The 24,334-nt window shown below is 41.1% G+C and carries 23 protein-coding genes; 20 read left to right on the forward strand and 3 right to left on the reverse strand.

What is annotated here, in order from left to right:
* The first annotated feature begins 8 nt into the window (after nt 1-8).
* The 13 genes from M998_RS13300 to tatC all read left to right on the forward strand — a co-directional run bounded on the left by M998_RS13300 (nt 9) and on the right by tatC (nt 12,416).
* Nucleotides 9-776 (forward strand): DeoR/GlpR family DNA-binding transcription regulator, encoded by a 768-nt coding sequence (locus tag M998_RS13300; protein ID WP_068437666.1) that lies wholly within the window; start codon nt 9-11, stop codon nt 774-776.
* A gap of 62 nt (nt 777-838) precedes the next feature.
* Nucleotides 839-1,798, forward strand: a complete 960-nt coding sequence (gene denD / locus M998_RS13305; RefSeq protein ID WP_068437668.1) for a D-erythronate dehydrogenase — start codon at nt 839-841, stop codon at nt 1,796-1,798.
* Nucleotides 1,799-1,808: 10 nt separating this feature from the next.
* Nucleotides 1,809-3,185 (forward strand): GntP family permease, encoded by a 1,377-nt coding sequence (locus M998_RS13310; RefSeq protein WP_068909294.1) that lies wholly within the window; start codon nt 1,809-1,811, stop codon nt 3,183-3,185.
* 273 nt (nt 3,186-3,458) lie between these two features.
* Nucleotides 3,459-4,214, forward strand: a complete 756-nt coding sequence (gene udp, locus M998_RS13315) for a uridine phosphorylase (RefSeq protein WP_068437674.1) — start codon at nt 3,459-3,461, stop codon at nt 4,212-4,214.
* Nucleotides 4,215-4,667: 453 nt separating this feature from the next.
* The gene (locus M998_RS13320; RefSeq protein ID WP_068437677.1) at nt 4,668-5,450 is read left to right on the forward strand and encodes a tyrosine-protein phosphatase; all 783 of its coding nucleotides are present in this window, start codon (nt 4,668-4,670) and stop codon (nt 5,448-5,450) included.
* 145 nt (nt 5,451-5,595) lie between these two features.
* Complete coding sequence (locus M998_RS13325) at nt 5,596-6,126, forward strand: DedA family protein (RefSeq protein ID WP_068909296.1); 531 nt, start codon at nt 5,596-5,598, stop codon at nt 6,124-6,126.
* Between the two features lie 106 nt (nt 6,127-6,232).
* Nucleotides 6,233-7,588 (forward strand): DNA recombination protein RmuC, encoded by a 1,356-nt coding sequence (gene rmuC / locus M998_RS13330; RefSeq protein ID WP_068909298.1) that lies wholly within the window; start codon nt 6,233-6,235, stop codon nt 7,586-7,588.
* A 75-nt stretch (nt 7,589-7,663) separates the two neighbouring features.
* A complete protein-coding gene (gene ubiE, locus M998_RS13335; protein ID WP_068437684.1) occupies nt 7,664-8,419 on the forward strand; it encodes a bifunctional demethylmenaquinone methyltransferase/2-methoxy-6-polyprenyl-1,4-benzoquinol methylase UbiE in 756 nt (251 codons plus the stop codon).
* Nucleotide 8,420: 1 nt separating this feature from the next.
* A complete protein-coding gene (locus tag M998_RS13340; RefSeq protein ID WP_068437688.1) occupies nt 8,421-9,074 on the forward strand; it encodes a ubiquinone biosynthesis accessory factor UbiJ in 654 nt (217 codons plus the stop codon).
* Nucleotides 9,061-10,695: a ubiquinone biosynthesis regulatory protein kinase UbiB gene (gene ubiB / locus M998_RS13345; RefSeq protein WP_068437691.1), complete on the forward strand. Its 1,635-nt coding sequence runs from the start codon at nt 9,061-9,063 to the stop codon at nt 10,693-10,695. The genes M998_RS13340 and ubiB overlap by 14 nt, the downstream gene beginning before the upstream one ends.
* A gap of 114 nt (nt 10,696-10,809) precedes the next feature.
* Entirely contained in the window at nt 10,810-11,091 is a 282-nt protein-coding gene (tatA, locus tag M998_RS13350) for a twin-arginine translocase TatA/TatE family subunit (RefSeq protein ID WP_068437693.1), read from the forward strand.
* A 3-nt stretch (nt 11,092-11,094) separates the two neighbouring features.
* The gene (tatB, locus tag M998_RS13355; protein ID WP_068437696.1) at nt 11,095-11,646 is read left to right on the forward strand and encodes a Sec-independent protein translocase protein TatB; all 552 of its coding nucleotides are present in this window, start codon (nt 11,095-11,097) and stop codon (nt 11,644-11,646) included.
* A gap of 2 nt (nt 11,647-11,648) precedes the next feature.
* Nucleotides 11,649-12,416 carry a Sec-independent protein translocase subunit TatC gene (tatC, locus tag M998_RS13360; RefSeq protein WP_068437699.1) on the forward strand — a complete coding sequence of 256 codons (768 nt, stop codon included), beginning with the start codon at nt 11,649-11,651 and terminating at the stop codon, nt 12,414-12,416.
* A gap of 56 nt (nt 12,417-12,472) precedes the next feature.
* Here tatC and rfaH read toward each other — a convergent pair whose 3' ends face one another.
* The gene (gene rfaH / locus M998_RS13365; RefSeq protein WP_068437702.1) at nt 12,473-12,967 is read right to left on the reverse strand and encodes a transcription/translation regulatory transformer protein RfaH; all 495 of its coding nucleotides are present in this window, start codon (nt 12,965-12,967) and stop codon (nt 12,473-12,475) included.
* A 277-nt stretch (nt 12,968-13,244) separates the two neighbouring features.
* Between rfaH and pepE the strand changes: the two genes are divergently transcribed.
* From pepE to fre, 3 genes are all read left to right on the forward strand, one after another.
* Nucleotides 13,245-13,970, forward strand: a complete 726-nt coding sequence (gene pepE, locus M998_RS13370) for a dipeptidase PepE (RefSeq protein ID WP_068437705.1) — start codon at nt 13,245-13,247, stop codon at nt 13,968-13,970.
* A 193-nt stretch (nt 13,971-14,163) separates the two neighbouring features.
* On the forward strand, nt 14,164-15,636 hold the full coding sequence (ubiD, locus tag M998_RS13375) for a 4-hydroxy-3-polyprenylbenzoate decarboxylase (protein WP_068437708.1): 1,473 nt from the start codon (nt 14,164-14,166) through the stop codon (nt 15,634-15,636).
* Nucleotides 15,637-15,646: 10 nt separating this feature from the next.
* Nucleotides 15,647-16,348, forward strand: a complete 702-nt coding sequence (fre, locus tag M998_RS13380) for an NAD(P)H-flavin reductase (protein ID WP_068909300.1) — start codon at nt 15,647-15,649, stop codon at nt 16,346-16,348.
* Nucleotides 16,349-16,626: 278 nt separating this feature from the next.
* On the opposite strand, the gene fadA is transcribed toward fre, so the two are convergent.
* Nucleotides 16,627-17,793 (reverse strand): acetyl-CoA C-acyltransferase FadA, encoded by a 1,167-nt coding sequence (fadA, locus tag M998_RS13385; RefSeq protein ID WP_068437714.1) that lies wholly within the window; start codon nt 17,791-17,793, stop codon nt 16,627-16,629.
* A gap of 4 nt (nt 17,794-17,797) precedes the next feature.
* Nucleotides 17,798-19,990, reverse strand: coding sequence for a fatty acid oxidation complex subunit alpha FadB (gene fadB / locus M998_RS13390; protein ID WP_068909301.1), 2,193 nt, complete (start codon nt 19,988-19,990; stop codon nt 17,798-17,800).
* 257 nt (nt 19,991-20,247) lie between these two features.
* On the opposite strand from fadB, the gene pepQ reads away from it, so the two are divergent.
* Genes pepQ through hemG form a run of 4 tightly spaced genes read left to right on the forward strand, consistent with a single transcriptional unit; the run spans nt 20,248 to nt 24,246 of the window.
* Nucleotides 20,248-21,582, forward strand: a complete 1,335-nt coding sequence (pepQ, locus tag M998_RS13395; protein ID WP_068437721.1) for a Xaa-Pro dipeptidase — start codon at nt 20,248-20,250, stop codon at nt 21,580-21,582.
* Nucleotides 21,582-22,196 carry an IMPACT family protein gene (locus M998_RS13400; protein WP_068437724.1) on the forward strand — a complete coding sequence of 205 codons (615 nt, stop codon included), beginning with the start codon at nt 21,582-21,584 and terminating at the stop codon, nt 22,194-22,196. Before pepQ ends, M998_RS13400 begins: the two co-directional genes overlap by 1 nt.
* Nucleotides 22,197-22,224: 28 nt before the next feature.
* Nucleotides 22,225-23,676, forward strand: a complete 1,452-nt coding sequence (gene trkH, locus M998_RS13405) for a Trk system potassium transporter TrkH (RefSeq protein ID WP_068437727.1) — start codon at nt 22,225-22,227, stop codon at nt 23,674-23,676.
* Nucleotides 23,677-23,721: 45 nt separating this feature from the next.
* Nucleotides 23,722-24,246 carry a menaquinone-dependent protoporphyrinogen IX dehydrogenase gene (hemG, locus tag M998_RS13410; RefSeq protein ID WP_068437730.1) on the forward strand — a complete coding sequence of 175 codons (525 nt, stop codon included), beginning with the start codon at nt 23,722-23,724 and terminating at the stop codon, nt 24,244-24,246.
* Nucleotides 24,247-24,334 lie beyond the last annotated feature (88 nt).

A 24,334-nucleotide genomic window follows, 5' to 3' on the forward strand; every position in this document is an offset into this window, starting at 1 on the left:
GAAACAACATGATCCCTTCAGAACGTCGTGATTTTATTTATCGTTACGTACATGAGTACCAAACCGCGTCAATTAATGATTTGGTGGCGCTGATGAACGTATCGCATATGACGGTTCGACGTGATATTCGCATGTTGGAAGAAGAAGGGAAAGTGATCGGTATTAGCGGTGGCGTTAGGTTGAATGATGCATTACGCCAAGAGTTACCTTGGAGTGAAAAGGCACGTCTTCATCATGGCAGCAAGCGAGAAATAGGCCAATTTGCCAATTCATTAGTTGAAGATGGGCAGGTGGTTTATCTCGATGCGGGCACGACAACATTCGAAATAGCGCGTGTGCTGGGTGAGCGATTCAACCTAACCATTGTCACTAATGATTTTTCTATCATGCAGTATTTGATGAGTAAATCGCAGCTTAACCTGTACCACACCGGGGGGCAGGTAGATAAACGCAACCATTCTTGTGTCGGCAATACCGCGGCCATGATGTTGCAAACCTTAAATGTGGATGTGGCTTTTATCAGTACAAGTTCATGGGATTTACTGCATGGTGTTTCGACACCCCATGAAGAAAAAGTACAAATTAAACAAACTTTACTGGATGTAGCTCGGCGTTGTGTGTTGGTCTCCGATAGTAGCAAGTTCGGCAAATATGGCATGTTTCGTGTTTGCCCTCTCAATCAGTTACACGACATCATTTGTGATGACCAATTACCGAGTGATGCAGTGCAACGGATAACAGAACAAAATATAAAACTTCATTTAATAAAAACATAAGACCTAAAACATCTTACCTACAAATGAATAGCCTATAAATCGGCTATTTCAGGAGAACGACAATGAAAGTTATTATTACTGGTGGCGCTGGCTTTCTGGGTCAGCAGCTAGCCACTGCTTTGCTTAAAAATAACCAAGGGTTAAATTTCAAACAACTTATTTTAGCGGATATTCAATGCCCTACATCACCGATTGATGATGAGAGAGTCAGTTGTATCGCTTTAGATCTCACTCAACAAGGTGCCGCAGATAAGCTAATTGATGCACAAACAGATGTGGTATTCCATCTTGCAGCAATCGTGAGTAGTCATGCAGAAAGTGATTTCGATTTAGGCATGAAGGTCAACTTTGAAGCCACTCGCCAGCTATTGGAAGCGGCTCGTGCTAAAAACCCAGCGATTAAATTTATGTTTACCAGCTCACTCGCGGTATTCGGTGGTGAACTGCCAGACGTGATTACAGATCTCTGTGTTGTGAATCCACAATCCTCTTATGGTGCGCAAAAAGCGATGTGTGAGTTGATGGTTAATGACTATTCACGCAAAGGTTTTGTTGATGGGCGGGTTATGCGTTTACCGACAATTAGCATTCGTCCAGGCGTACCAAATAAAGCTGCATCTTCATTTGCCAGCGGCATTATTCGTGAACCTTTAAAGGGTATTGAGAGCGTCTGCCCAGTCTCGCCAGAACTGGCTTTATGGTTATCGAGTCCAGAAACAGTTATCAACAACTTTATTCATGCAGTCAGTATTCCAGCCGATAAATTGGGTCAATCGCGCACGGTGAATTTACCGGGTATCACCGTTACGGTACAAGAAATGATTGATGCATTGCGTGATGTTGCAGGGCAACAAGCCGTTGACCTGATCCGCTTTGAACCAGATGAGGCGATTAATCGTATTGTGGCGAGTTGGCCGGGTAAATTTGATATCAGTCGTGCGTTAGCGCTAGGTTTTCGTGCTGATGGTTCCTTTGGTGATGCGATCCGTTCGTTTGTCACTCATCACGGCTCAGCCAAATAGGGGATAAGCCATGTCCTATATTCCTGTTATTGGCCTTGCGGTGGCCATATTTGTCCTGATCTTCTTGGTATTAAGAACGCGTGTTCATGCGTTACTAGCCATGTTGATTGCAGCGACCATCGCCGGTATCTCTGGTGGTTTAACAGCAGCAGAAACAGTGACGATAATTACCAAAGGATTTGGATCAACGCTCGGTAGTATCGGTATTGTTATCGGCCTTGGGGTCATGATGGGAAGGGTGCTCGAAGTGTCGGGTGCAGCGGAACAAATTGCCTACAGTTTTATTAAATGGTTAGGTAAAAAACGCGAAGAATGGGCGTTAGCCATTACCGGTTATATTGTCAGTATTCCAATCTTTGTCGATTCGGCTTTCGTTATCTTATATCCATTGGCAAAAGCATTGGCAAAAAATGGTAAGCGTAACCTCTTAACGCTAGGTGTTGCATTGGCGGGTGGTTTGGCTGTAACCCACCATACAGTTCCTCCGACGCCGGGGCCTTTAGGTGTCGCAGGTATTTTTGGTGTTGATATCGGCGCGATGATTTTAGCGGGTATGGTACTGGCAGTCCCTTGTGTTATTGGTATTGTTTTATATGCAAAATGGTTAGCAGTTAAGTACCCTGAGTTCGTTCCTGCGGATCTGGATAATGAAGAGTTGCAAGACGTCCATGCGCGTTATTTGGAAGAAAAAGCCAATAAACCGTTACCAAGCTTATTTTTATCCGTATTACCTATCCTTACCCCAATTTTACTGATCTTTATTAATGCGATTAATGGGTTATTACTGAATACAGAAACTTTCCAAGGTATGGAGAACAATTGGTATTTCCAAACGTTTGAATTCCTTGGGGCACCGATTATTGCTTTATCTATCAGTGTTCTGATTTCTGTATATACCTTGATGCCGAAAGCGACGAAAGAAGAAGTTATCGACCGCATGGAAGAAGGCTTACAAGCGGCAGGTATCATCTTATTAGTCACCGGTGCGGGTGGGGCGTTAGGCGCAGTACTACGTGATAGTGGTACAGGTAATATCTTAGCTGAGCATGTGGCAAGCTTACCAATTACACCAGTATTAATTCCTTTTATTATCGCGACATTAGTTCGATTAATTCAGGGTTCTGGGACGGTCGCAATGATAACGGCAGCATCTATTTCTGCTCCAATCATTAGCCAGATACCGGATATTAACTTATTGGTTGCAGCGCAAGCGGCGACAATGGGGTCTCTGTTCTTCGGTTATTTCAACGACAGCCTGTATTGGGTTGTGAACAGGATGATGGGGATCAAAGATGTTAAACAACAAATTATGGTCTGGTCTATTCCAACAACAATAGCTTGGGCAATAGGTTTAGTTGGCGTCTTAATCCTTGATGTAATTCTCTAAATTGTAAATATTCTTATTCATGCCACTAATTCAAAGCGCCTTTAAGGCGCTTTTTTCGATTACGGCGAATTTTCATCTATACTCATGGCATCTTGGTCGTGCAATAATGATTTAATTGTGATCTGAATCTCATTTTAATGAAATTAATATGATTACGTTTTCATTAAAAGCGATATTGGTCACTAAAATTATGTCTGTTTATCACTATATTAATATCAACGTATTAATAAGAACGAATAAATTTAATGATGCCATTGTGTAAAGGAGTTTGATATGTCCGACGTTTTCCACTTAGGTTTAAAAAAGAGTGACTTACAGGGTGCAACCGTAGCGATTGTTCCTGGGGATCCTAACCGTGTTGAAAAAATTGCACGTCTGATGGATAACCCTGTACACCTTGCGTCATTGCGTGAATTTACTTCTTGGCGTGGTGAGCTTGACGGAAAAGCTGTTATTGTTTGTTCAACCGGTATTGGTGGTCCATCCACGTCAATCGCAGTCGAAGAGTTAGCTCAACTTGGTATCCGTACTTTCTTACGTATTGGTACAACCGGTGCTATTCAAGAAAATATTAATGTCGGTGATGTATTAGTCACCACAGGTGCGGTACGCCTAGATGGCGCTAGCCAGCATTTCGCCCCACTTGAATACCCTGCAGTCGCTGATTTCACTTGTACAAATGCGTTGTATGCAGCTGCAAAAGATGCTGGTGCAACAGTTCATGTCGGCGTGACGGCGTCTTCAGATACTTTCTATCCTGGCCAAGAGCGCTATGACACTTATTCAGGCCGTGTTATGCGCCATTTCAAAGGGTCAATGAAAGAGTGGCAAGCGATGGGCGTGATGAACTATGAAATGGAATCAGCAACGCTGTTAACCATGTGTTCAAGCCAAGGTTTACGTGCAGGTATGGTTGCGGGTGTTATTGTGAATCGTACGCAGCAAGAAATTCCAAACGAAGCACTATTGAAGAAAACAGAAGGCAATGTATTGAGCATTGTTGTTGAAGCTGCTCGCCGCCTACTGTAGTCACTAATTTACTGGCCCGCTTATTCATTTTCACTCGGTTGTGATTACCCTGTAAGCGGGCTCAGTTTCCTATCTGATTATTTTCGCTACTGTTATTCGCTCTATTTGTCAGTCCCTATCTAAATTGCAGAGACTTTTCTTATTTTTTAATGAAAAGATCTGTTATTGTCATATTACAATTAACAATATATTTCCCTTAATAATTCAAATTGTAGCTAGTCGCTAGCTTCACATACATCGAATAGCCAATAGAAAGTCAACAATGCAACAACGCGACAACGCGACAACGCGACAACGTGAATTATGGCGGATAGATACTCTAAATAATTCAAGGTGTAGCTAGGCGACAAGAGCATGAGCCGCTTGGAGCATACATCAGTATGTGACGAGTGTGAATGCGCGTAGTCAACAACGCTATAACGTGAATTATGACGAGTATAAAAGGAATTATTTATGTCAACAACACCCCCTCTCCACCCTTCAGTACTACCTCTAACTGGCGGGATTAACTTCCGTGATTTAGGCGGAAAGAAGCTCCCAAACGGCAACAAAATAAAGTCGGGTAAGCTGTTTCGTTCAGGTGCATTAGACCGTTTAACCGCTGATGATCAAGCCATTTTGCAAACTCAAAAATTATTCCAAATTTTGGATTATCGTGATGACGCAGAGATACGCGATAAACCCGATTTAGTCTGGGATGGTGCCCATTATATTCATGCGCCTGCTAACCCGATGGCAAAAGAAGTCAGTGCCAATTTAGATAAGCTAACCCCAGAAGTACTGGAACAATTTGATCCTCAAGCTTTTATGTTCCGTTTATACGAACTACTACCATTAAATAATCCCGCTTATCACCAGTTGGTTAACTTACTAAAACAGCCAGAAAAAGGTGGAATAATTCAGCATTGTGCGGTTGGTAAAGATAGAACAGGTGTTGGTTCTGCTTTGGTACTTTTTGCTCTGGGCGCGGATTTAGACACAGTGATGGAAGATTATTTACTAACCAATGAAACGTTAGCGCCTTTCCGTAAAATTCTATTAGAAGAACATGCTCATAGAATGAGTGATAGCGTACTGAAAAAATTCGATTACGTTTACTCCGTTCGTGAAGAGTTCTTGATGACAGCCTTAAACAGCATCGACAACCATTATGGTAGCGTTGACAAGTGGTTAGCAAAAGATTTTGGCTTAGATAATGCGGGTCGCGATTCATTACAAAGCCATTTTCTCGAATAACAATAATATTCAATCTGCAATGAAACTATTTTTTATTATTTTGTTGTAGATTGATTTATTTGAGTTTCGTATTCTGAATCTTTCAAGGCTCGGCTTGGCGATAAGAGCACGAGCTAACCCACGAACTCATAATAGGAAATAGCCTTTGACTCTCAATGAAATCGTCACCATCGTCACTGACTTTACCCGTGAACATGAAATATGGGCACTGCCTATTATTTTCTTTCTTGCATTTGGGGAGTCGCTGGCATTTTTATCTCTATTGCTACCTGCAACCGTTATTTTATTGGGGCTCGGCGCCTTAATTGGTGAGAGTGATATTGTATTTTGGCCAGTTTGGCTCTCTGCTGCACTAGGGGCATTCTTTGGCGATTGGGTATCCTATTGGTTTGGTTTTCATTACAAAGAAAACGTCCGCAAAATGTGGCCTATTTCGCGTAATCCTCAAATGATTGATAAAGGGCATCGCTTCTTTGAACGTTGGGGGGTATGGGGAATATTTTTTGGGCGTTTTTTTGGTCCCTTTAGAGCGGTTGTCCCCTTAGTCGCTGGAATTTGCGCGATGCCTCAACGTTATTTTCAGTTAGCGAATATTACATCAGCCATGATTTGGGCATTTGGTATTCTCGCACCAGGCGCACTAGGCTTACGCTGGTTTGCTAGTTGGATTAGCTAAGCTGCGAAGCGGCTCGCAAAAAAATGGAGATAGTCTAAATTACCTCTGGACACTTATACAGTATCCCATTACCTTACTCTAGACTTTGTAAGGTAAGGATTTAATCGTGGATACCTCTCTTTTATATGCAGTTATTGGCGTTTTAAGTGGCATTTTAATCGGCGGCTTAGCAGCTTGGTTTTCTATCGCACAAAAAATAATGCAAAAAGATCAGGAACTGCAAAATAGTCATCGCCAACTGGTGGTGAGTGAAGAAAAAAGCAGATATTTGACCCAATGGAAAGAGGAGTATGATCGGCTTGATCAAGAGTTAAGAACCCAAAGGGACATTAACCGCGAACAAGAGGCCGAACTTAGAGAAGTGATCACACGCTTTGAGCAAAGCCAGCTAGCGAACGAAGAAAAACAACGTATCTTACAAAATAGCGAACAAAGACTAACGGCACAATTTGAAAATCTAGCGAATCGTATTTTTGAACAAAGTGAACGGCGAGCATCAGAACAACAACAAAAAAGCTTACTCGCAATGCTATCGCCTTTTCGTGAACAGTTGGAAGGGTTCCGTCAGCAAGTTCAACAAAGCTTTGGTGAAGAAGCCAAAGAGCGTCACACTTTAGCGTATGAAATAAGACAGTTACAGCAACTTAATAATCAAATGACCAAAGAAGCTGTTAACCTAACACGTGCGCTAAAAGGCGATAATAAAATACAAGGAAATTGGGGGGAAACAATCCTTACCCGTATTTTAGAGGTGTCAGGTTTACGCGAAGGCAGCGAATTTGAAACCCAAGTTAGTATCAATACAGGGTATAATAGCCGGTATCAGCCTGATGTGATAATCCACCTTCCTGAAGGAAAAGATGTGGTGGTGGATGCCAAAATGTCCTTGGTCTCCTATGAGCAATATTTCAATAGTGAAGATCCTAACGAACAACAATTAGCACTGAAAAATCATGTGGCCTCTATCCGCAATCATATGCGAATGCTGAGCCGTAAAGATTACCATCAACTACCGGGTATCCGCTCGTTGGACTATGTACTTATGTTTATTCCAATTGAGCCAGCTTATTTATTGGCATTAAAAGAAGCACCTGAACTACTTGATGAAGGCATAAAACAGAATATCATGTTGGTTTGCCCTTCCACATTACTGGTGGCAGTGCGGACAATTAATAATATTTGGCGCTATGAACGCCAAGGGCAAAATGCTCAAGAAATAGCAGAAAAAGCAGCGAAGATGTACGATAAGCTGCGTTTGTTTGTAGACGATATGCAAGTTTTAGGCGCCAGTCTTGATAAAGCGAATAATACTTACCAATCGGCGATGAAACGCCTCGCCCAAGGCCGAGGAAATTTAATCAGTCAGGCGGAAAGTTTTAAAGAGCTAGGGGTGGAAATAAAACAACCTATTGAACCTCAACTTGTTGAACGATCACTCAACTCGAATTGTGCTGAATCGTAGAGTTCTAATAGGGTTTTACCCCAAAGGCTGTTACACTTCTTACAAAAGATTGAATTATAAGCAGGCATGAAAGAAATGACAGAACCAACTAAAGAAACCATTGATTTTGGTTTCCGCACCGTAGGCAAAGAAGATAAAGCTGGCCTTGTGGCGAATGTTTTTCACTCTGTAGCATCAAAATATGACTTGATGAATGACTTAATGTCCTTTGGAATTCATCGCATCTGGAAACGTTTCACAATCGAAGCAAGTGGCGTACGTCGTAACCAGCGCGTTCTTGACCTTGCTGGTGGAACAGGCGATCTAACCGCTAAATTTTCCCGCTTAGTGGGTGAAAAAGGCGAAGTTGTCCTTGCGGATATTAATGACTCAATGCTAAAAATGGGGCGTGAAAAATTACGTGACCTAGGTATTGTAGGCAACGTCAACTATGTTCAAGCTAACGCAGAAGAACTGCCATTCCCAGATAACCATTTTGACTGCATTACCATTTCTTTTGGCTTGCGTAATGTCACTGACAAAGATAAAGCACTGCGCTCCATGTTTAGAGTTTTAAAACCAGGTGGACGTTTGCTGGTACTTGAATTCTCTAAGCCAGTTCTTGAGCCACTGAATAAAGCTTATGACGCTTATTCATTTCATATTTTACCGCGTATTGGCCAAGCTATCGTTAATGATCCAGATAGCTATCGTTATTTAGCTGAGTCTATCCGTATGCATCCAAATCAAGAAACCTTAAAGGGTATGATGGAAAATGCTGGGTTTGAGCAAGTGACTTATAACAACATGACCGGCGGCATTGTCGCATTACACAAAGGGTTTAAATTCTAAGATGGAAGCGCCATCAGCACATATCGAAAATCAAAATACAGTTTTGTATTCTGTGATGACAGCATTGATGGAAACTTCTCTTAATCACATGTTGTTTAAAGAAAAGGTCTTAAAACCCGCAAGAATGCGCTTAGCGGGAAAAGTCATGTCGATTGAGTTAAAAGAGCTTAATAAAACATTAACGTTAATTTTTGATCAAAACCATGTTGATGTGTTAAGCCAATGGACTGAACCTGCTGATTGCACGATCAAAACATCGCTATTTACTTTGGCGAAGTTAAAAGATAAACAACAACTTTCACAGCTCATAAACCGTGGCGACATCGTGATTGAAGGGGATATGCAGATTGTACAGCATTGGTCTTCTTTACTGGATTTAGCAATTTGGAATCCAGCACACTATTTATCACCCTATATTGGCGACGTTGCTGCTGAAGGTATTGGTAAGGTTTTGCAAAAAGGTGCATGTCTGGCATCTCACTTAGTTAAGCGCCAAAAAACCTATATAAAAGACACTGTTTTAGAAGAGTGGAAAATGGCACCTAGCCAGCTAGAATTAGCCTATTTTAGCGATGAAGTTGAGCAAGTCTCAACAGCCATGAGCAAATTGGAGCAAAGACTAAGCCAGTTGGAGGAGAAGAATGACTCCCGGTGAAATAAAACGCCTTTACTTTATTATTCGGGTTTTTCTCTCTTACGGATTAGACGAGTTAATTCCCAAAATTAAACTGACGCTGCCGTTAAGAATAGGGCGTTTGGGTTTCTTTTGGATCAAAAATAAGCATAAGGACAAAGCGGTTGGTGAAAGACTGCGTCTTGCCTTACAAGATCTTGGCCCTGTTTGGATCAAATTCGGTCAAATGCTTTCAACTCGCCGTGACCTCTTTCCCCCTGCAATTGCCGATCAACTCTCATTACTACAAGATAAAGTCGCTTGTTTCGATGGGAAGCTGGCTCGTCGCTATATTGAAGAGTCATTAGGTGGTCCGCTTGAGCAGTGGTTTGATGATTTTGATGAACAAGCGCTGGCCTCTGCTTCTATTGCTCAGGTACATACTGCGGTACTCAAAGAAAATGGTAAAAATGTCGTATTAAAAGTTATTCGTCCAGACATTCTACCCATTATCAAAGCAGACATTAAATTGATGTATCGCATCGCGAATTGGGTTCCTTTACTACCTGATGGTCGACGTTTACGTCCTAAAGAAGTGGTGCGTGAATACGAAAAAACATTAATTGATGAGCTAAATCTTTTACGTGAATCAGCTAATGCAATTCAGCTTCGACGTAATTTTGAAAATAGCTCAATGCTTTATATTCCTGAAGTTTATGCGGATTATTGCCGTGAAAACGTAATGGTTATGGAGCGTATATACGGCATTCCAGTTTCAGATATTGTGGCGCTTAAAGCACAAGGAACCAATATGAAACTTCTGGCTGAAAGAGGCGTAAAAGTCTTCTTCACTCAGGTATTTCGTGACAGTTTTTTCCATGCAGATATGCATCCAGGTAATATTTTTGTCAGTTATGAACATCCAGAAGATCCGCTCTATATCGGTATTGACTGCGGTATTGTCGGTTCGTTAAATAAAGAAGATAAGCGCTATCTTGCTGAAAACTTTATCGCTTTTTTTAATCGAGATTACCGAAAGGTTGCTGAACTACATGTTGATTCTGGGTGGGTACCGCCAGATACCAACGTCGAAGATTTTGAATTTGCGATTCGAACCGTCTGTGAACCTATTTTCGAAAAACCACTTGCTGAAATTTCATTTGGTCATGTGTTATTAAATTTATTTAATACCGCCCGCCGTTTTAATATGGAAGTGCAGCCACAGCTCGTTTTATTGCAAAAAACCTTACTTTACGTAGAAGGCTTAGGTCGCCAGCTTTATCCTCAACTTGATCTGTGGAAAACGGCTAAGCCCTTTTTAGAGGATTGGGTACATAGCCAAGTTGGTATACCTGCTATTACACAGGCTCTAAAAGAAAAAGCCCCCTACTGGGCTGAAAAAATGCCAGAAATCCCAGATCTTATTTATGGGGCGTTAAAACAGCATAAGTTTCTACAATCAAATATGGAACAATTGACTCAGCAACTAAAAAGTCAACATGGCAAGCAACGTAAATCTCAATACCTTTTAGGAATAGGTGCAACATTTATTCTTTGTGGTAGTTTATTCTTTATTTCAGACTTAACGCGAATTGCTGCAGTATTTATGGCTGCGGGTGCGATGTCATGGCTTGTGGGCTGGTTTAAAACTGGCGAAAAGTAAGTAAACTTTGTTTTGCGACAAGTTTATAAGGCTGTGAACATTTCCGTATTTTGCGCAGGTTGTATATAATAGAGCTAATAACAATTTGATCCCAAAACTATAGAGGTATTAACAATGGAATCAACTATTGCAATGGCTGCTTTCGGTAGTCCTTGGCAACTCATTATTATCGCTTTGCTTATTATTTTGATTTTCGGCACCAAAAAATTACGTTCTTTAGGTTCGGATTTAGGTGAATCACTCAAAGGCTTTAAAAAAGCAATGGGTGATGACGAAAAAGCAAAAGCAGAGCAAGATAAACAAGACGCTGATTTTGCAACTAAAAATATCACTGAACAACAGGCTTCTGAGAAAAAAGATAGTCCAGTTGAGAGCAAAAATAAAGAGCAGGGATAAACCGTGTTTGACATAGGTTTCACTGAACTGCTGCTCGTTGCAGTTATCGGTCTTGTTGTATTAGGCCCTGAGCGTCTACCAGTCGCAGTGAGAACTGTTGCTGGTTGGATCCGTGCTATGCGTTCTATGGCAGCGAATGTGCAAAATGAGCTATCACAAGAACTGAAATTGCAAGAGCTACAAGAGACTCTGAAAAAAGTTGAGGAGAAAGCCGGTATGGAAGCCCTTTCTCCTGAGCTAAAACAGTCTATGGACGAATTGCGCCAAGCTGCACAATCGTTGAAAACTGATTATCAAGCGACAACAAACGATATTGCATCAGAGTTGAATAAAGCAAAAGAGATAACAGAAAACTACGATACCGCAGTCAAGGATGCCACTATTCCGACACCTAGTGCTGAGCAAATCCAAGAGTCAGATCCAGACCCAGAGCATGCTGCTAAAATGGCTGCTGTTGTTGAAGTTGAAGAGCCGAAAGGCTTGTCAACAAAAGACAATACTGCACAACTTGATACTAAAGCAAAAAACTCTAATCAAATAGAAAGCGAAAAATAACAATGGCTGTAAATGATACTCAACCACTTATTAGCCACCTCATCGAACTCAGGAAACGGCTGCTAAACTGCTTGATTACGGTTTTAATCGTGTTTGCGGCGCTGGCTTATTTTTCAAATGATATTTATAGGCTGGTTGCAGCCCCATTGATTGATAAGCTACCTGTCGGTTCGCAAATGAGTGCTACTGACGTGGCCTCGACGTTTTTTACCCCGATTAAATTGACTATGATGGTATCTGTTTTTGTTTCGATACCGGTTATTCTTTATCAAATCTGGGCATTTATTGCACCCGCACTGTATAAGCATGAACGTAAGTTGATGCTACCACTGCTGGTATCGAGCAGTTTCTTATTTTATCTCGGAATGGCATTCGCCTATTTTGTGGTGTTCCCACTCGCTTTTGGCTTCTTTGTTAAAACAACGCCTGATAGCGTAAATTTCATTCCAGATATTAGTAAATACCTCAGTTTTGTTATGACGTTATTTATGGCATTTGGTGCCGCATTTGAAGTACCGATTGCGATTATTCTATTGTGCTGGACGGGTGTTACGACACCGGAATCCCTTAAGAAAAAACGTCCATATATCCTTGTCGGAGCCTTTATTGTGGGGATGTTTTTGACCCCACCAGATGTGCTTTCACAGACTTTACTCGCGGTTCCCATGTACTTGCTCTTTGAGCTTGGTGTTTTATTGTCTAACTTCTATGTAGGGAAAGGCAGAAAACGCGGAGAGGGTGAAGAGGAAGAGGAAACCGAAGAGTCATAGTTGCCTGCGTGATTAGACAAGCTGTATTAGAGTTAAAAAGCCCATTTATGGGCTTTTTATTTATCTGCCTTTTTAAATTGCTTGTTATCCATGACCTTAGGCACACTCTTATTTAATATATTGAGTAATAAAATTGAGCGTGATTCCCCATTAGGTTCATCAAAAATAGCTTGAACGCCAGCAAAAATACCGTCAGTAATAATCACACTATCACCCTGATTTGGAATATCGGGCGCAACAGAATGTGCAATAGGTGCTTGCTGTAGTAATTCAATAATCTCACTAGGAACTTCAGCAGGTAATTGCCCAAAGCGAATAAAATGACTAACACCACGTGTTGATTGAATAGTGGTGGTATGAATTTCGTTATGATCAAATTTCACGAATAGGTAATTTGGAAATAGCGCTTCGTTAACGGTTATCCGCTTGCCTCTAACGACCTTTTCCATTTCAGTCATTGGTGTCATGCAGATGACACTTTGTCTATTCAAGTGCTCGATTGCCCTATCAATTTGGCCTCGTTTGCAATAAAGCAGATACCATTTTTCCATTTTATAAATTCCACACAACAAAATTATGCTTATGATAACAAATTAAGGCATAACAATGTGACTAATGAATTACATATCAATATCATTCATATGCCCAGTATATTTCAAGTCGCAGGGAGTGTTGATTGCAGTGAGCTACTCGGGCCATATACTTGAGTATGCTTGTCGAGCTATCTTTTTTGACCATCTGCATGCACTTTGAATTATTTTGGAGATAGTTGTTAGTATATATTAATTCAATACTTATATGAGTTAACCTAATCATAAAGGAAACATAATGGATATTTTTTTACTGAGTAATGGCAAACTTCCCGGCAACCCAGTATGGCTGAGCTACGCATTGCCACGCATTAACGAGATGGTTGCACGTAAGAACATAAAATCCGCTGTATTAGTTCCTTATGCCGTTTTACGTGGTTCCCATGATGAGAGAGCCGAGCAACTTACAGAAGCCCTTGGAATTAAGGTCACTTCAATTGAACACTTTTCGAGCCCTTTCGAAGCAATAGAACAAGCAGAATGTATTCTAGTCAGTGGTGGTAACACTTGGTGGCTTAACAAATGCTTACATGAAAATGGATTAATTGTTGCCATCCAGCGTGCAGTGAGAGAACGCGGTGTACCTTATATTGGTTGGAGTGCTGGGTGTAATGTTGCAACCCCAAGTATTCGTACTACGAATGATATGCCGGTAAGTAATGCAGCTATCATGCCATCACTCGGTTTATTCCCATTACAGATTAACCCTCACTATATTGATGCCAACATTTCAGGACATATGGGTGAAACCCGTGATGAAAGGCTGCAAGAGTTCTGTGTGATTAATCCTCATGAAGTTGTTGTGGCACTCAGAGAAGGGAGTGGTTTACAAATTAAAGGAAATGAGCTTCATTACTTCAGTGGTAAAAAAGAAGGCTTTAAGTTATTTCAACACAACCAAACTTTTCCTGAACAGTTTGACACTTTGTCATTAAAAAAATTAGTGCCTTTTGATTGCCAGTAAATTGGCGTTTTGACCAGAAATTAAATTATTTTTAAAGCGTTATATCCTCAAAATAATTCGAGTTGCAGGTAGGTGACAATTTTTATTTTTCACCTACAAGCAGCCTGAAGTATGACGAATATAGACACGAACTTGTAACCTTGGCCAGAGATCTTATAATGAGACCCTCCCCCTGTAATCGTAAAAGAAGATAATGAAATACCGTGACCTTAGAGATTTTATCGCGCAGCTTGAAAAGCAAGGCGAACTAAAACGCATTACGATGGAAGTCGATCCTTATCTTGAAATGACTGAAATCGCAGATCGCACCCTAAGAGCCGGGGGACCTGCTTTACTATTCGAAAACCCAAAAGGTTACAACATGCCGGTTCTGTGCAACCTATTTGGTACGACCAAGCGTGTTGCCATGGGAATGGGACAAGAAGACATTAAAGCGTTACATGATGTTGGCAAGTTACTCGCTTTTCTAAAAGAACCTGATCCTCCGAAAGGTTTTCGTGACTTGATTGATAAGCTACCTAAATTTAAACAAGTCCTGAATATGCCTGCTAAACGTTTAAATTCAGCACCTTGTCAGGAACAAATTTGGGTAGGTGATGATGTCGACCTGACTAAAATACCGGTTATGCATTGCTGGCCAGAAGACGCAGCACCTTTGATTACATGGGGGCTTACCGTTACTAAAGGGCCTCATAAAGAAAGGCAAAATCTAGGTATTTATCGCCAGCAGGTGTTAGGTAAAAATAAAGTGATCATGCGCTGGCTTTCCCATCGTGGTGGTGCTTTAGATTATCAAGAGTGGTGTCAGCAGCATCCGGGCGAAAAATTTCCTGTCGCAGTTGCATTAGGTGCCGACCCTGCCACCATTCTAGCAGCAGTAACACCTATTCCAGATACCTTATCCGAATATGCTTTTGCAGGTTTATTACGCGGTAATAAAACCGAAGTAGTGAAATGCATTTCAAATGATCTTGAAGTGCCTGCGGGTGCTGAAATTATTCTTGAAGGTTATATTGAACCCGGTGAAATGGCGCCTGAAGGGCCTTATGGCGATCACACAGGTTATTATAATGAAATTGATAATTTCCCCGTTTTCACGGTCACTCATGTTACTCAACGCCGTGATGCAATCTACCATTCAACTTACACAGGTCGTCCGCCCGATGAGCCCGCGGTTCTTGGTGAGGCACTAAATGAAGTTTTAGTGCCTATCTTACAAAAACAATTCCCTGAAATTGTGGATTTCTATTTACCACCAGAAGGGTGCTCATATCGTCTTGCTGTTGTTACGATGAAAAAGCAGTATGCAGGGCATGCAAAAAGAGTAATGATGGGCGTTTGGTCTTACCTGCGTCAGTTTATGTACACTAAATTTGTGATTGTTTGTGATGATGATATCAATGCACGTGACTGGAAAGATGTTATTTGGGCCATCACCACGCGGATGGATCCAGCTCGCGATACTATTATGATGGAAAATACGCCGATAGATTATCTCGATTTTGCATCACCGGTTTCAGGTCTTGGATCTAAAATGGGACTCGATGCGACAAATAAATGGCCGGGAGAAACCGACCGAGAGTGGGGGCGTCCTATAGTCATGACAGAAAGCGTTAAAACACGTATTGATGACATTTGGGAACAATTGAATATTTTTGAAAAATAAGAGAGAAACCATGGCAACATTGAGCTGCAAAGTCACATCAGTCGAATCCATAACGGATACGGTTTACCGGGTTATTTTGTTGCCAGATGGTCCTTTTCATTTTAAAGCGGGTCAATATTTAATGGTCGTGATGGATGAAAGAGACAAACGACCATTCTCAATGGCATCGACGTCGATGAACAAAGGAACTATCGAATTACATATTGGCGCATCAGATATCAACCTTTATGCAATGGCGGTGATGGATCGAATTTTAGAACAAAAACGCATCGATATTGATATCCCACACGGAAAAGCGTGGTTTAGGGAAAATAGCCAAAATTCAATGATTTTAATCGCAGGTGGAACCGGGTTTTCTTATACTCACTCGATTTTACTTGCCGCGCTTGCTGAAAATCCTTCTCGTGATATTACTTTTTATTGGGGAGGGCGCCAATTAGAGCACTTGTATGATCTTGGTGAATTACAGGCGCTTTGTGAACGTTATCCTAACTTGAAAATAGTGCCAGTTGTTGAACAGCCAGATGAATTATGGCGAGGTAGAACAGGAACAGTTCTCAGTGCGGTGTTAGAGGATTTTGGTGATTTATCCGCTCATGATATTTATATTGCAGGGCGTTTTGAGATGGCTAAAATCGCACGGGATCGTTTCTGTAGCGAACGGAATGCTAGGGCGGATAAGTTGTTCGGCGATGCCTACGAATTCATTTAATTCATCATATTTCATATTGTAGGGGTGTTGGCTTTACTCAGCTACCCAGGTCACATACTTATGTATGCTCCCTGGGATACCTTCGTTTGCCGCCTACCTACAATATGAACTATTTTGAATTTAGTATTGTTTTTCTGTGTATTTTCTATAACTGAGTGCAAGTTTAGTTTCCGCTATTTAGTGCTTTAATCGATTTTATCAGAATATTCAAACAAAAAAATCCCGCCCCTGACTAGGCGGGAACATTGACAAACATAACAATGTAACGGCAAAACTACTTAAATTCTTTCAATGATTGTGGCGATACCTTGACCGAACCCAATACACATAGTGGCTAAGCCAAATTGTTTATCGTTTTGTTCTAATTGATTAAGCAATGCGGTTGTAATCCTTGCACCGGAACAGCCTAGCGGGTGACCCAATGCGATGGCTCCACCACTTAAATTTACTTTTTCATCAATCTGGTTTTCCGGTAATCTCAGGCCTTTCATGCATGCGATAGACTGTGCAGCAAAAGCTTCATTGAGTTCAATGATATCAATATCGCTTAGGGATAATCCTGCACGTTTTAATGCCAATTCAGTGGCGGGAACTGGCCCAAATCCCATAATAGAAGGATCGCAGCCTACAACTGCCATTGCTCGAACTCTAGCTCGCGGTTTTATGCCTTGTTCTTTTGCATAACGTTCGCTAGTGAGTAACATGGCTGATGCCCCATCAGACAACGCCGATGAATTACCCGCAGTGACTGTACCGCTGACAGGGTCAAATGCAGGACGAAGAGCAGCTAAACCCTCAAGACTGGCATCAAATCGAATAACTTCATCATAATTAACTGAAATTAAATTACCGTTTGCATCATGCCCTTCAATGGGGACTATTTCATTACTGAACTTTCCATTTTTAGTTGCGAGTGTTGCTAAGTGGTGTGAACGTAAAGCAAATGCATCTTGCTCTTCACGGCTAATGTTATACATCTTGGCGAGCATTTCAGCCGTTAACCCCATCGCTCCTGCTGCTTTAGCAACGCGGAGCGTTAATTTAGGATTAAAATCAATACCATGGGTCATGGGTACATGACCCATGTGTTCGACGCCACCAATTAATACCGAATGAGCATCACCAGTCATAATTAATCTGCTAGCATCATGAAGGGCTTGCATGGATGAGCCACATAGTCGATTAACCGTAGTTGCAGGGACGGTATGAGGAATATCGGTTAGCAATGCTGCGTTTTTAGCGATATTAAACCCTTGCTCTAAAGTTTGTTGAACACAACCCCAAACAATGTCATTTAACGCTTTTTTACTAGCATTTGGGTTACGCTCAAAAATGGCATTCATCAGGTGTGCAGAGAGGTCTTCTGCTCTAACATGGCGAAATACTCCACCTTTTGAACGACCCATCGGTGTGCGTATTCCATCAATAATGACGACATTTTCCATAGGATTAACCTCTCACAACTTTTTTGACATCGATAGCCACAGCAGGTGGCAACGGGTAATATCTAGCGTTGGTAGCTGCTTTTTCTTTTAGCCCCTCAGGTACAGTATACAGAGGGCTTAAATGAGAAAAAGCTTCTGCGGTTTTAAGGTAGGATTGGCTGCCTAAAGTATCTAAATAGCAGAATACACCTCCGCGAAATGGTGGGAACCCAAGACCATAAACCAGTGCAATATCAGCATCAGTAGGGCTTTGAATAATTCCCTCTTCTAAGCACCGAACGACCTCGTTGATCATTGGTGTCATCATGCGAGCAATAATTTCTTCTTTCGTGAATGAGCGTTTTGTCAGGCTGATAGAAGCGAGCAATTCATCTGCTTGCGGATCATCGATTTTTTTCGGTTTGCCTTTTTTATCTTTTTCATATTGATAAAAACCTTTACCATTTTTTTGACCAAAACGTTGCTGCTCAAACATGACATCAATGGCATTTTTGCCTATTTTACTCATTCGCTCAGGAAAACCTTGAGCCATGACCTGCTCTGCATGAAATGCAGTATCGATACCAACAACATCAAGCAAATAAGCAGGTCCCATTGGCCAACCAAATTCTTTTTCCATCACTTTATCGATTTCTCTAAAGTCGGCACCATCTTGTAGCAGTAAGTTAAAACCTGCGAAATAAGGAAAAAGTACCCTATTCACAAAGAAACCAGGGCAGTCATTTACCACAATTGGGGTTTTACCCATTTTATTGGCGTAGGAAACCACTTTAGCGATAGTTTCATCAGATGTTTTTTCGCCTCGAATAATTTCAACCAGTGGCATGCGATGTACTGGATTAAAGAAATGCATACCACAGAAGTTTTCTGGTCGTTTTAATACTTTGGCGAGCTCAGTAATTGGGATCGTTGATGTGTTTGACGCCAAAAGGGTTTCGGGTGTGACTAGTGATTCTACTTCAGCCAAGACAGCCGCTTTAATTTTCGGATTTTCGACAACCGCTTCCACAATAATTTGTGAATTTTCAATTCCAGCATAAGATAAAGAAGGATGAATTGATGCGAGAGTGGTAGCCATTTTTGCTGCACTAATTCTTCCTCGCTCAAATTGCCCATTCAATAATTTCTGTGCTTCTTCAATACCAAGATCTAACGATTTCTCATTAATATCCTTCATTAACACAGGGATACCTTTACTGGCTGATTGGTAAGCGATGCCACCGCCCATAATTCCTGCCCCAAGTACTGCAGCTTGTGTTGGAGGGCTGACTTTTTGAGCGATTTTTTTACTGTTTGATTTAACTTGTTGATCGTTAAGAAAAACACTGACTAAAGCTTGAGCAACCTCACTGTGAGCTAAGGGGACAAACGCGGCTGTTTCATGCTTCAACGCTTCGTCACGAAAGCAGTTAGCTGCTTTTTCAATGGTATTCACCGCAGCCATCGGGGCTGGGTAATGTTTTCCAGCAACTTGATACACCATGCCTTTAGCGACATTAAAGCTCATTGTTTGTTCGATAGGGCTTAGCTTTAATGGTTCTAGTTTTGGTTGGCGCTTCTTCTGCCAATTAATTGCACCGCTAATTGCAGACTCAATGACACCAAGTGCAGACTGAGGGAGTTTTTCGGTTTCAACAATCGCATCAACTAAACCATACTTCAGCGCTTGTTGTGCGCCAAGATCTTTCCCTGCGGTAATGATCTCAAGAGCGCTATCAAGGCCTATTAGTCTCGGTAGGCGAACAGAGCCACCGAATCCGGGCATTATGCCAAGCTTAGTTTCGGGTAAACCGATACGAACATCGGGGGAGGCAATACGAAAATCAGTTGATAGCACGCATTCACAACCGCCGCCTAGTGCATAACCGTTGATTGCACAGAGAGTTGGAACCGGTAGATCTTCAATACGATTAAAGATGCTATTTGCATAACTTAGCCATTCGCTAAGGGTCTCTTTCGATGCTTCGAAAAGAGATAAAAATTCTTTAATATCAGCACCCACAATAAAAGCAGGTTTATCTGATCGAAAAATAACGCCTTGCAAATCAGATTGCTGTTCAAGGACAGTAACTGCTTCATCAAGTGAAGCCACGGTATGTGTATCCAATTTATTAATTGGTCCTGGCGCATTAAAAACCAGTTCTGCAATACCTTTATGCAACCATTGGATATAGATTGTTTCACTTTGATAAAGCATGCTGCTCTCCTTTATGTGGCTGGGGCATCTGGTATGACCAGATAAATTAAGTGTGACTAGAATGTTAATTAAATGCAAATGTTTAATAACAAAAATGGAACCGTGGTCACAGCAATTCAGGCAGTCAGAGATTTTATTTTATGATATTTTTGTTATTTATCAATTTGTTAGTTAAGAATTAAAACGAGATGCATACCCGTTAATATCATAACGTGCTAAGCTTGGATTTTCTGATTAATACTGAAAGGTTGAATGAAATGGAAAAACTGAATGTGCTCTATGCTGAACATATTAAAACGCTACAAGAAAGAACTCAGCAAGTTTTACAACGCAGCAAATTAGATGCTGTATTGATCCATTCAGGGGAGCCGTTACGTATCTTCCTTGATGACAGTGATTACCCGTTTAAAGTTAATCCTCATTTTAAAGCGTGGGTTCCTGTCACTGATGTTCCCCATTCATGGCTATTGGTCGATGGTGTTAATAAGCCTAAATTATGGTTTTACTCTCCCGTAGATTACTGGCATAGCGTTGAGCCATTACCAAATAGTTTTTGGACAAAAGATATTGAACTTATCCATTTAAAAAATGCGGATGATATTGGGGGATTGTTAGCAAGTCTGCCAAAAGAACATGTTGCTTATATTGGTTCTGCAACAGCGAGAGCAGAAGCACTCGGGATTTCTTTGCAAAATATCAATCCCAAACCTGTTTTAGACTATTATCATTTTCATCGCTCATATAAGACCGATTATGAACTGTACTGTATGCGTGAAGCACAAAAAATGGCAGTCAACGGGCATCTTTCTGCATTTGATGCATTTCAAGCGGAAATGAGTGAATTTGATATAAATATTAGTTATTTACAAGCGACAGGTCATAGGGATACAAATGTTCCTTATGGCAATATTGTCGCGTTAAATGAAAATGCGGCTGTTTTGCATTACACCAAGTTACAACAGCAAGTTCCAAGTGAATTACGCAGCTTTTTAATTGACGCAGGTGCGGAATATAATGGTTATGCCGCAGATATTACACGTACTTATGCTGCTAAAGGTAAAAATGAATTTGCTGAGCTTGTATCTGACCTCAATGTAGAACAACTGGCATTAATTGATACGATAAAAGCGGGTGTTCGCTATACAGATTACCACGTTGATATGCATCATCGAATTGCTAAAATCCTTCTTAAGCACGCTATTATTAAAGGTATTAGTGAAGATGCAATGGTAGAAAATGGGCTGACAACGCCATTCTTGCCTCATGGTTTAGGTCATCCGCTAGGTTTACAAGTGCATGATGCTGCAGGCTTTATGCAGGATGAAGATGGCACACATTTAGCTGCCCCTAAAATGTATCCATTCTTGCGTTGCACCCGAGTATTAGAACCTAAAATGGTGCTAACTATCGAACCTGGGCTTTATTTTATTGAATCGTTACTCTCTTCGTGGCGAACAGGGGAGTTTAGTCAGCACTTTAATTGGGATAAAATCGAGTTCTTCAAGCCTTATGGCGGTATTCGTATTGAAGATAATATTGTGATTCATCATAATCGTATTGAAAATATGACTCGAGATTTACATTTACCTTAATGAAAGCTTATTTAATTCCGGCAGAAACAATCTCTTTTACAGAAGAAATTAAAAAAAGCCGATTTATTACTTATATAGCGCATACTGAGGGCATTGATGCGGCGAAGGACTATATTCAATCCATTAAAGCACAATACCCTGATGCCCGGCACCACTGCTGGGCATTCGTTGCTGGGCGTCCCGATGACTCTCAGCAATTAGGTTTTTCGGATGACGGAGAACCGACAGGCACAGCCGGTAAGCCGATTATGGCCCAGCTACTCGGTAGTCATTTAGGTGAAATAACCTGTGTTGTCGTGCGTTACTTTGGTGGGATCAAGCTAGGTACGGGCGGTTTAGTTCGAGCATACGGCAGTGGTGTACAGCAAGCGTTGAAAATTTTACCGACTCAAACAAAAGTACCACAGAAAGAATTTAATTTAGTCTGTGATTATTCGCTCATAAATGCCATCGAACAGCTACTCATACAGGTCAATGGCATAATTTTACACAGTGATTATAATGAGTCTGTATCTTTACAAATTTCAATTCCTGCTACCCTTGAACAAGAAGTCAGTGATAAATTACGCGATATAAGCCGCGGAGCCTTAGAACTCACGCCTGAATCGGAATAACTAATTTGGTTAGCAAGGAACCTGCCGAATGCATTTTCGTGCAATAACCCGTATTGTCGGGCTGCTCGTCATTATCTTCTCTTTTACTATGGTTGTGCCTGGTATTGTTGCGCTTATCTATCGTGATGGTGCAGGGCGTGCCTTTAGTCAAACTTTTGTGACCGCATTGTTGATCGGTCTTTTTTTGTGGCTACCAACACGTAATAGTAAGCACGAACTTAAAGCTAAAGAAGGCTTTCTTATTGTTGTCTTATTCTGGACGGTGCTTGGTAGTGTTGGGGCACTGCCTTTTATTTTCTCAGAAAAACCTAACCTTTCTATTACTGATGCTTTCTTTGAATCATTTTCAGGACTGACAACCACGGGCGCAACAACGCTTACCGGATTAGACTCTTTACCCAAGGCGATTTTATTTTATCGGCAGATGCTGCAATGGCTCGGGGGGATGGGGATCATTGTTCTTGCCGTGGCTATTTTACCGCTATTAGGTGTCGGAGGGATGCAGCTTTATCGTGCTGAGATGCCTGGGCCTTTGAAAGAGAACAAAATGCGCCCGCGCATTGCGGAGACCGCAAAAACACTTTGGTTAATTTATGTATTGCTCACGATTGCTTGTGCAATTGCCTTGTGGGTAGCGGGTATGGATGTGTTTGATGCGATTTCACATAGTTTTTCAACAATCGCAATTGGTGGTTTTTCCACTCATGATGCCAGTATCGGTTATTTTAACAGCCCAGCAATTAATACTATTATTGGTATTTTTCTGCTTATTTCAGGTTGTAACTTTGGTTTGCACTTCGCAGTATTAACGGGTCGCAGTCTAGGGATCTATTGGCGTGATCCTGAATTCAGAATGTTTATCAGTTTCCAGTTAGTATTAGTCGTTGTCTGCACATTAGTTTTACTTTACCACTCTATCTATGACAGTTTCGGGCAAACGTTAGATCAGGCTTTTTTCCAAGTTGTCTCAATGGCAACTACGGCTGGTTTTACTACTGATAGCTTTTCAGGCTGGCCTTTATTTTTACCGATGCTTCTATTATGTGCCGCATTTGTTGGCGGTTGTGCAGGGTCGACAGGTGGTGGGTTGAAAGTTATTCGTATCTTACTTTTATTTTTACAAGGTTCACGCGAGTTAAAAAGATTAGTGCATCCAAATGCCGTTTATACAATTAAATTAGGGCAAAGAGCATTACCGGAAAGAATTATTGAAGCGGTATGGGGGTTCTTTTCTGCATATGCCTTAGTCTTTGTTGTTAGTTTATTGCTATTAATAGCAACGGGAGTTGATGAGTTTACGGCTTTTTCTGCTATTGCTACGACATTAAATAATCTAGGTCCTGGTCTAGGTTCTGTTGCAGATAACTTTACATCAATGAATCCTGCGGGGAAATGGATACTGGTCGTCACTATGCTATTTGGTCGTCTTGAAGTGTTTACACTTCTGGTATTGTTCACTCCAACTTTCTGGCGTGAATAGGCTTATCATATAGCCATCATATATAAATAATATGCAGGAACAATAATGAGCTATTTACTATTACATTCCAGTACGGATGGGCAAACTAAAAAAATTATTTTAAAAATGGCGGAGCAATTACGCAGTTTAGGGCGTGAGTGTGATATTCGGGATTTAAATACGGACCAGAGTTTCAATTTATCTGCTTATGATAAAGTGATGGTTGGTGCATCTATCCGTTATGGGCACTTTAATAAAAAGCTTCTAGGCTTTGCGACTTCTCATCAAAGTCAATTAAACTCTATGAAGACAGCCTTTTTTGCTGTAAATCTAACGGCAAGAAAAGAAGGAAAAAATACGGCAGAGACAAACACCTATACACGTAAGTTTCTTGAAAAGTGCCCTTGGCAGCCAACATTGAAATCTGTTTTTGCTGGTGCCTTGTATTATCCGCGCTATAAATGGCTAGATAGAACAATGATCCGTTTAATTATGAAGATGACAGATGGGCCTACAGACCCAAATACTGAGGTTGAATATACAAATTGGGAAAATGTTGCGCTTTTCACTACTGAGTTTGATAAATCATAGGTTGTATTATCAACAAAGCGTGGTTGTTTTGTTCGATTCGTTTAAAGTTTCAGCGATTGAAAAGAAAATTCAAAAAAACACTTGCTAG

The sequence above is a fragment of the Providencia heimbachae ATCC 35613 genome, from assembly GCF_001655055.1.
GTDB classification, from domain to species: Bacteria; Pseudomonadota; Gammaproteobacteria; order Enterobacterales; family Enterobacteriaceae; genus Providencia; species Providencia heimbachae.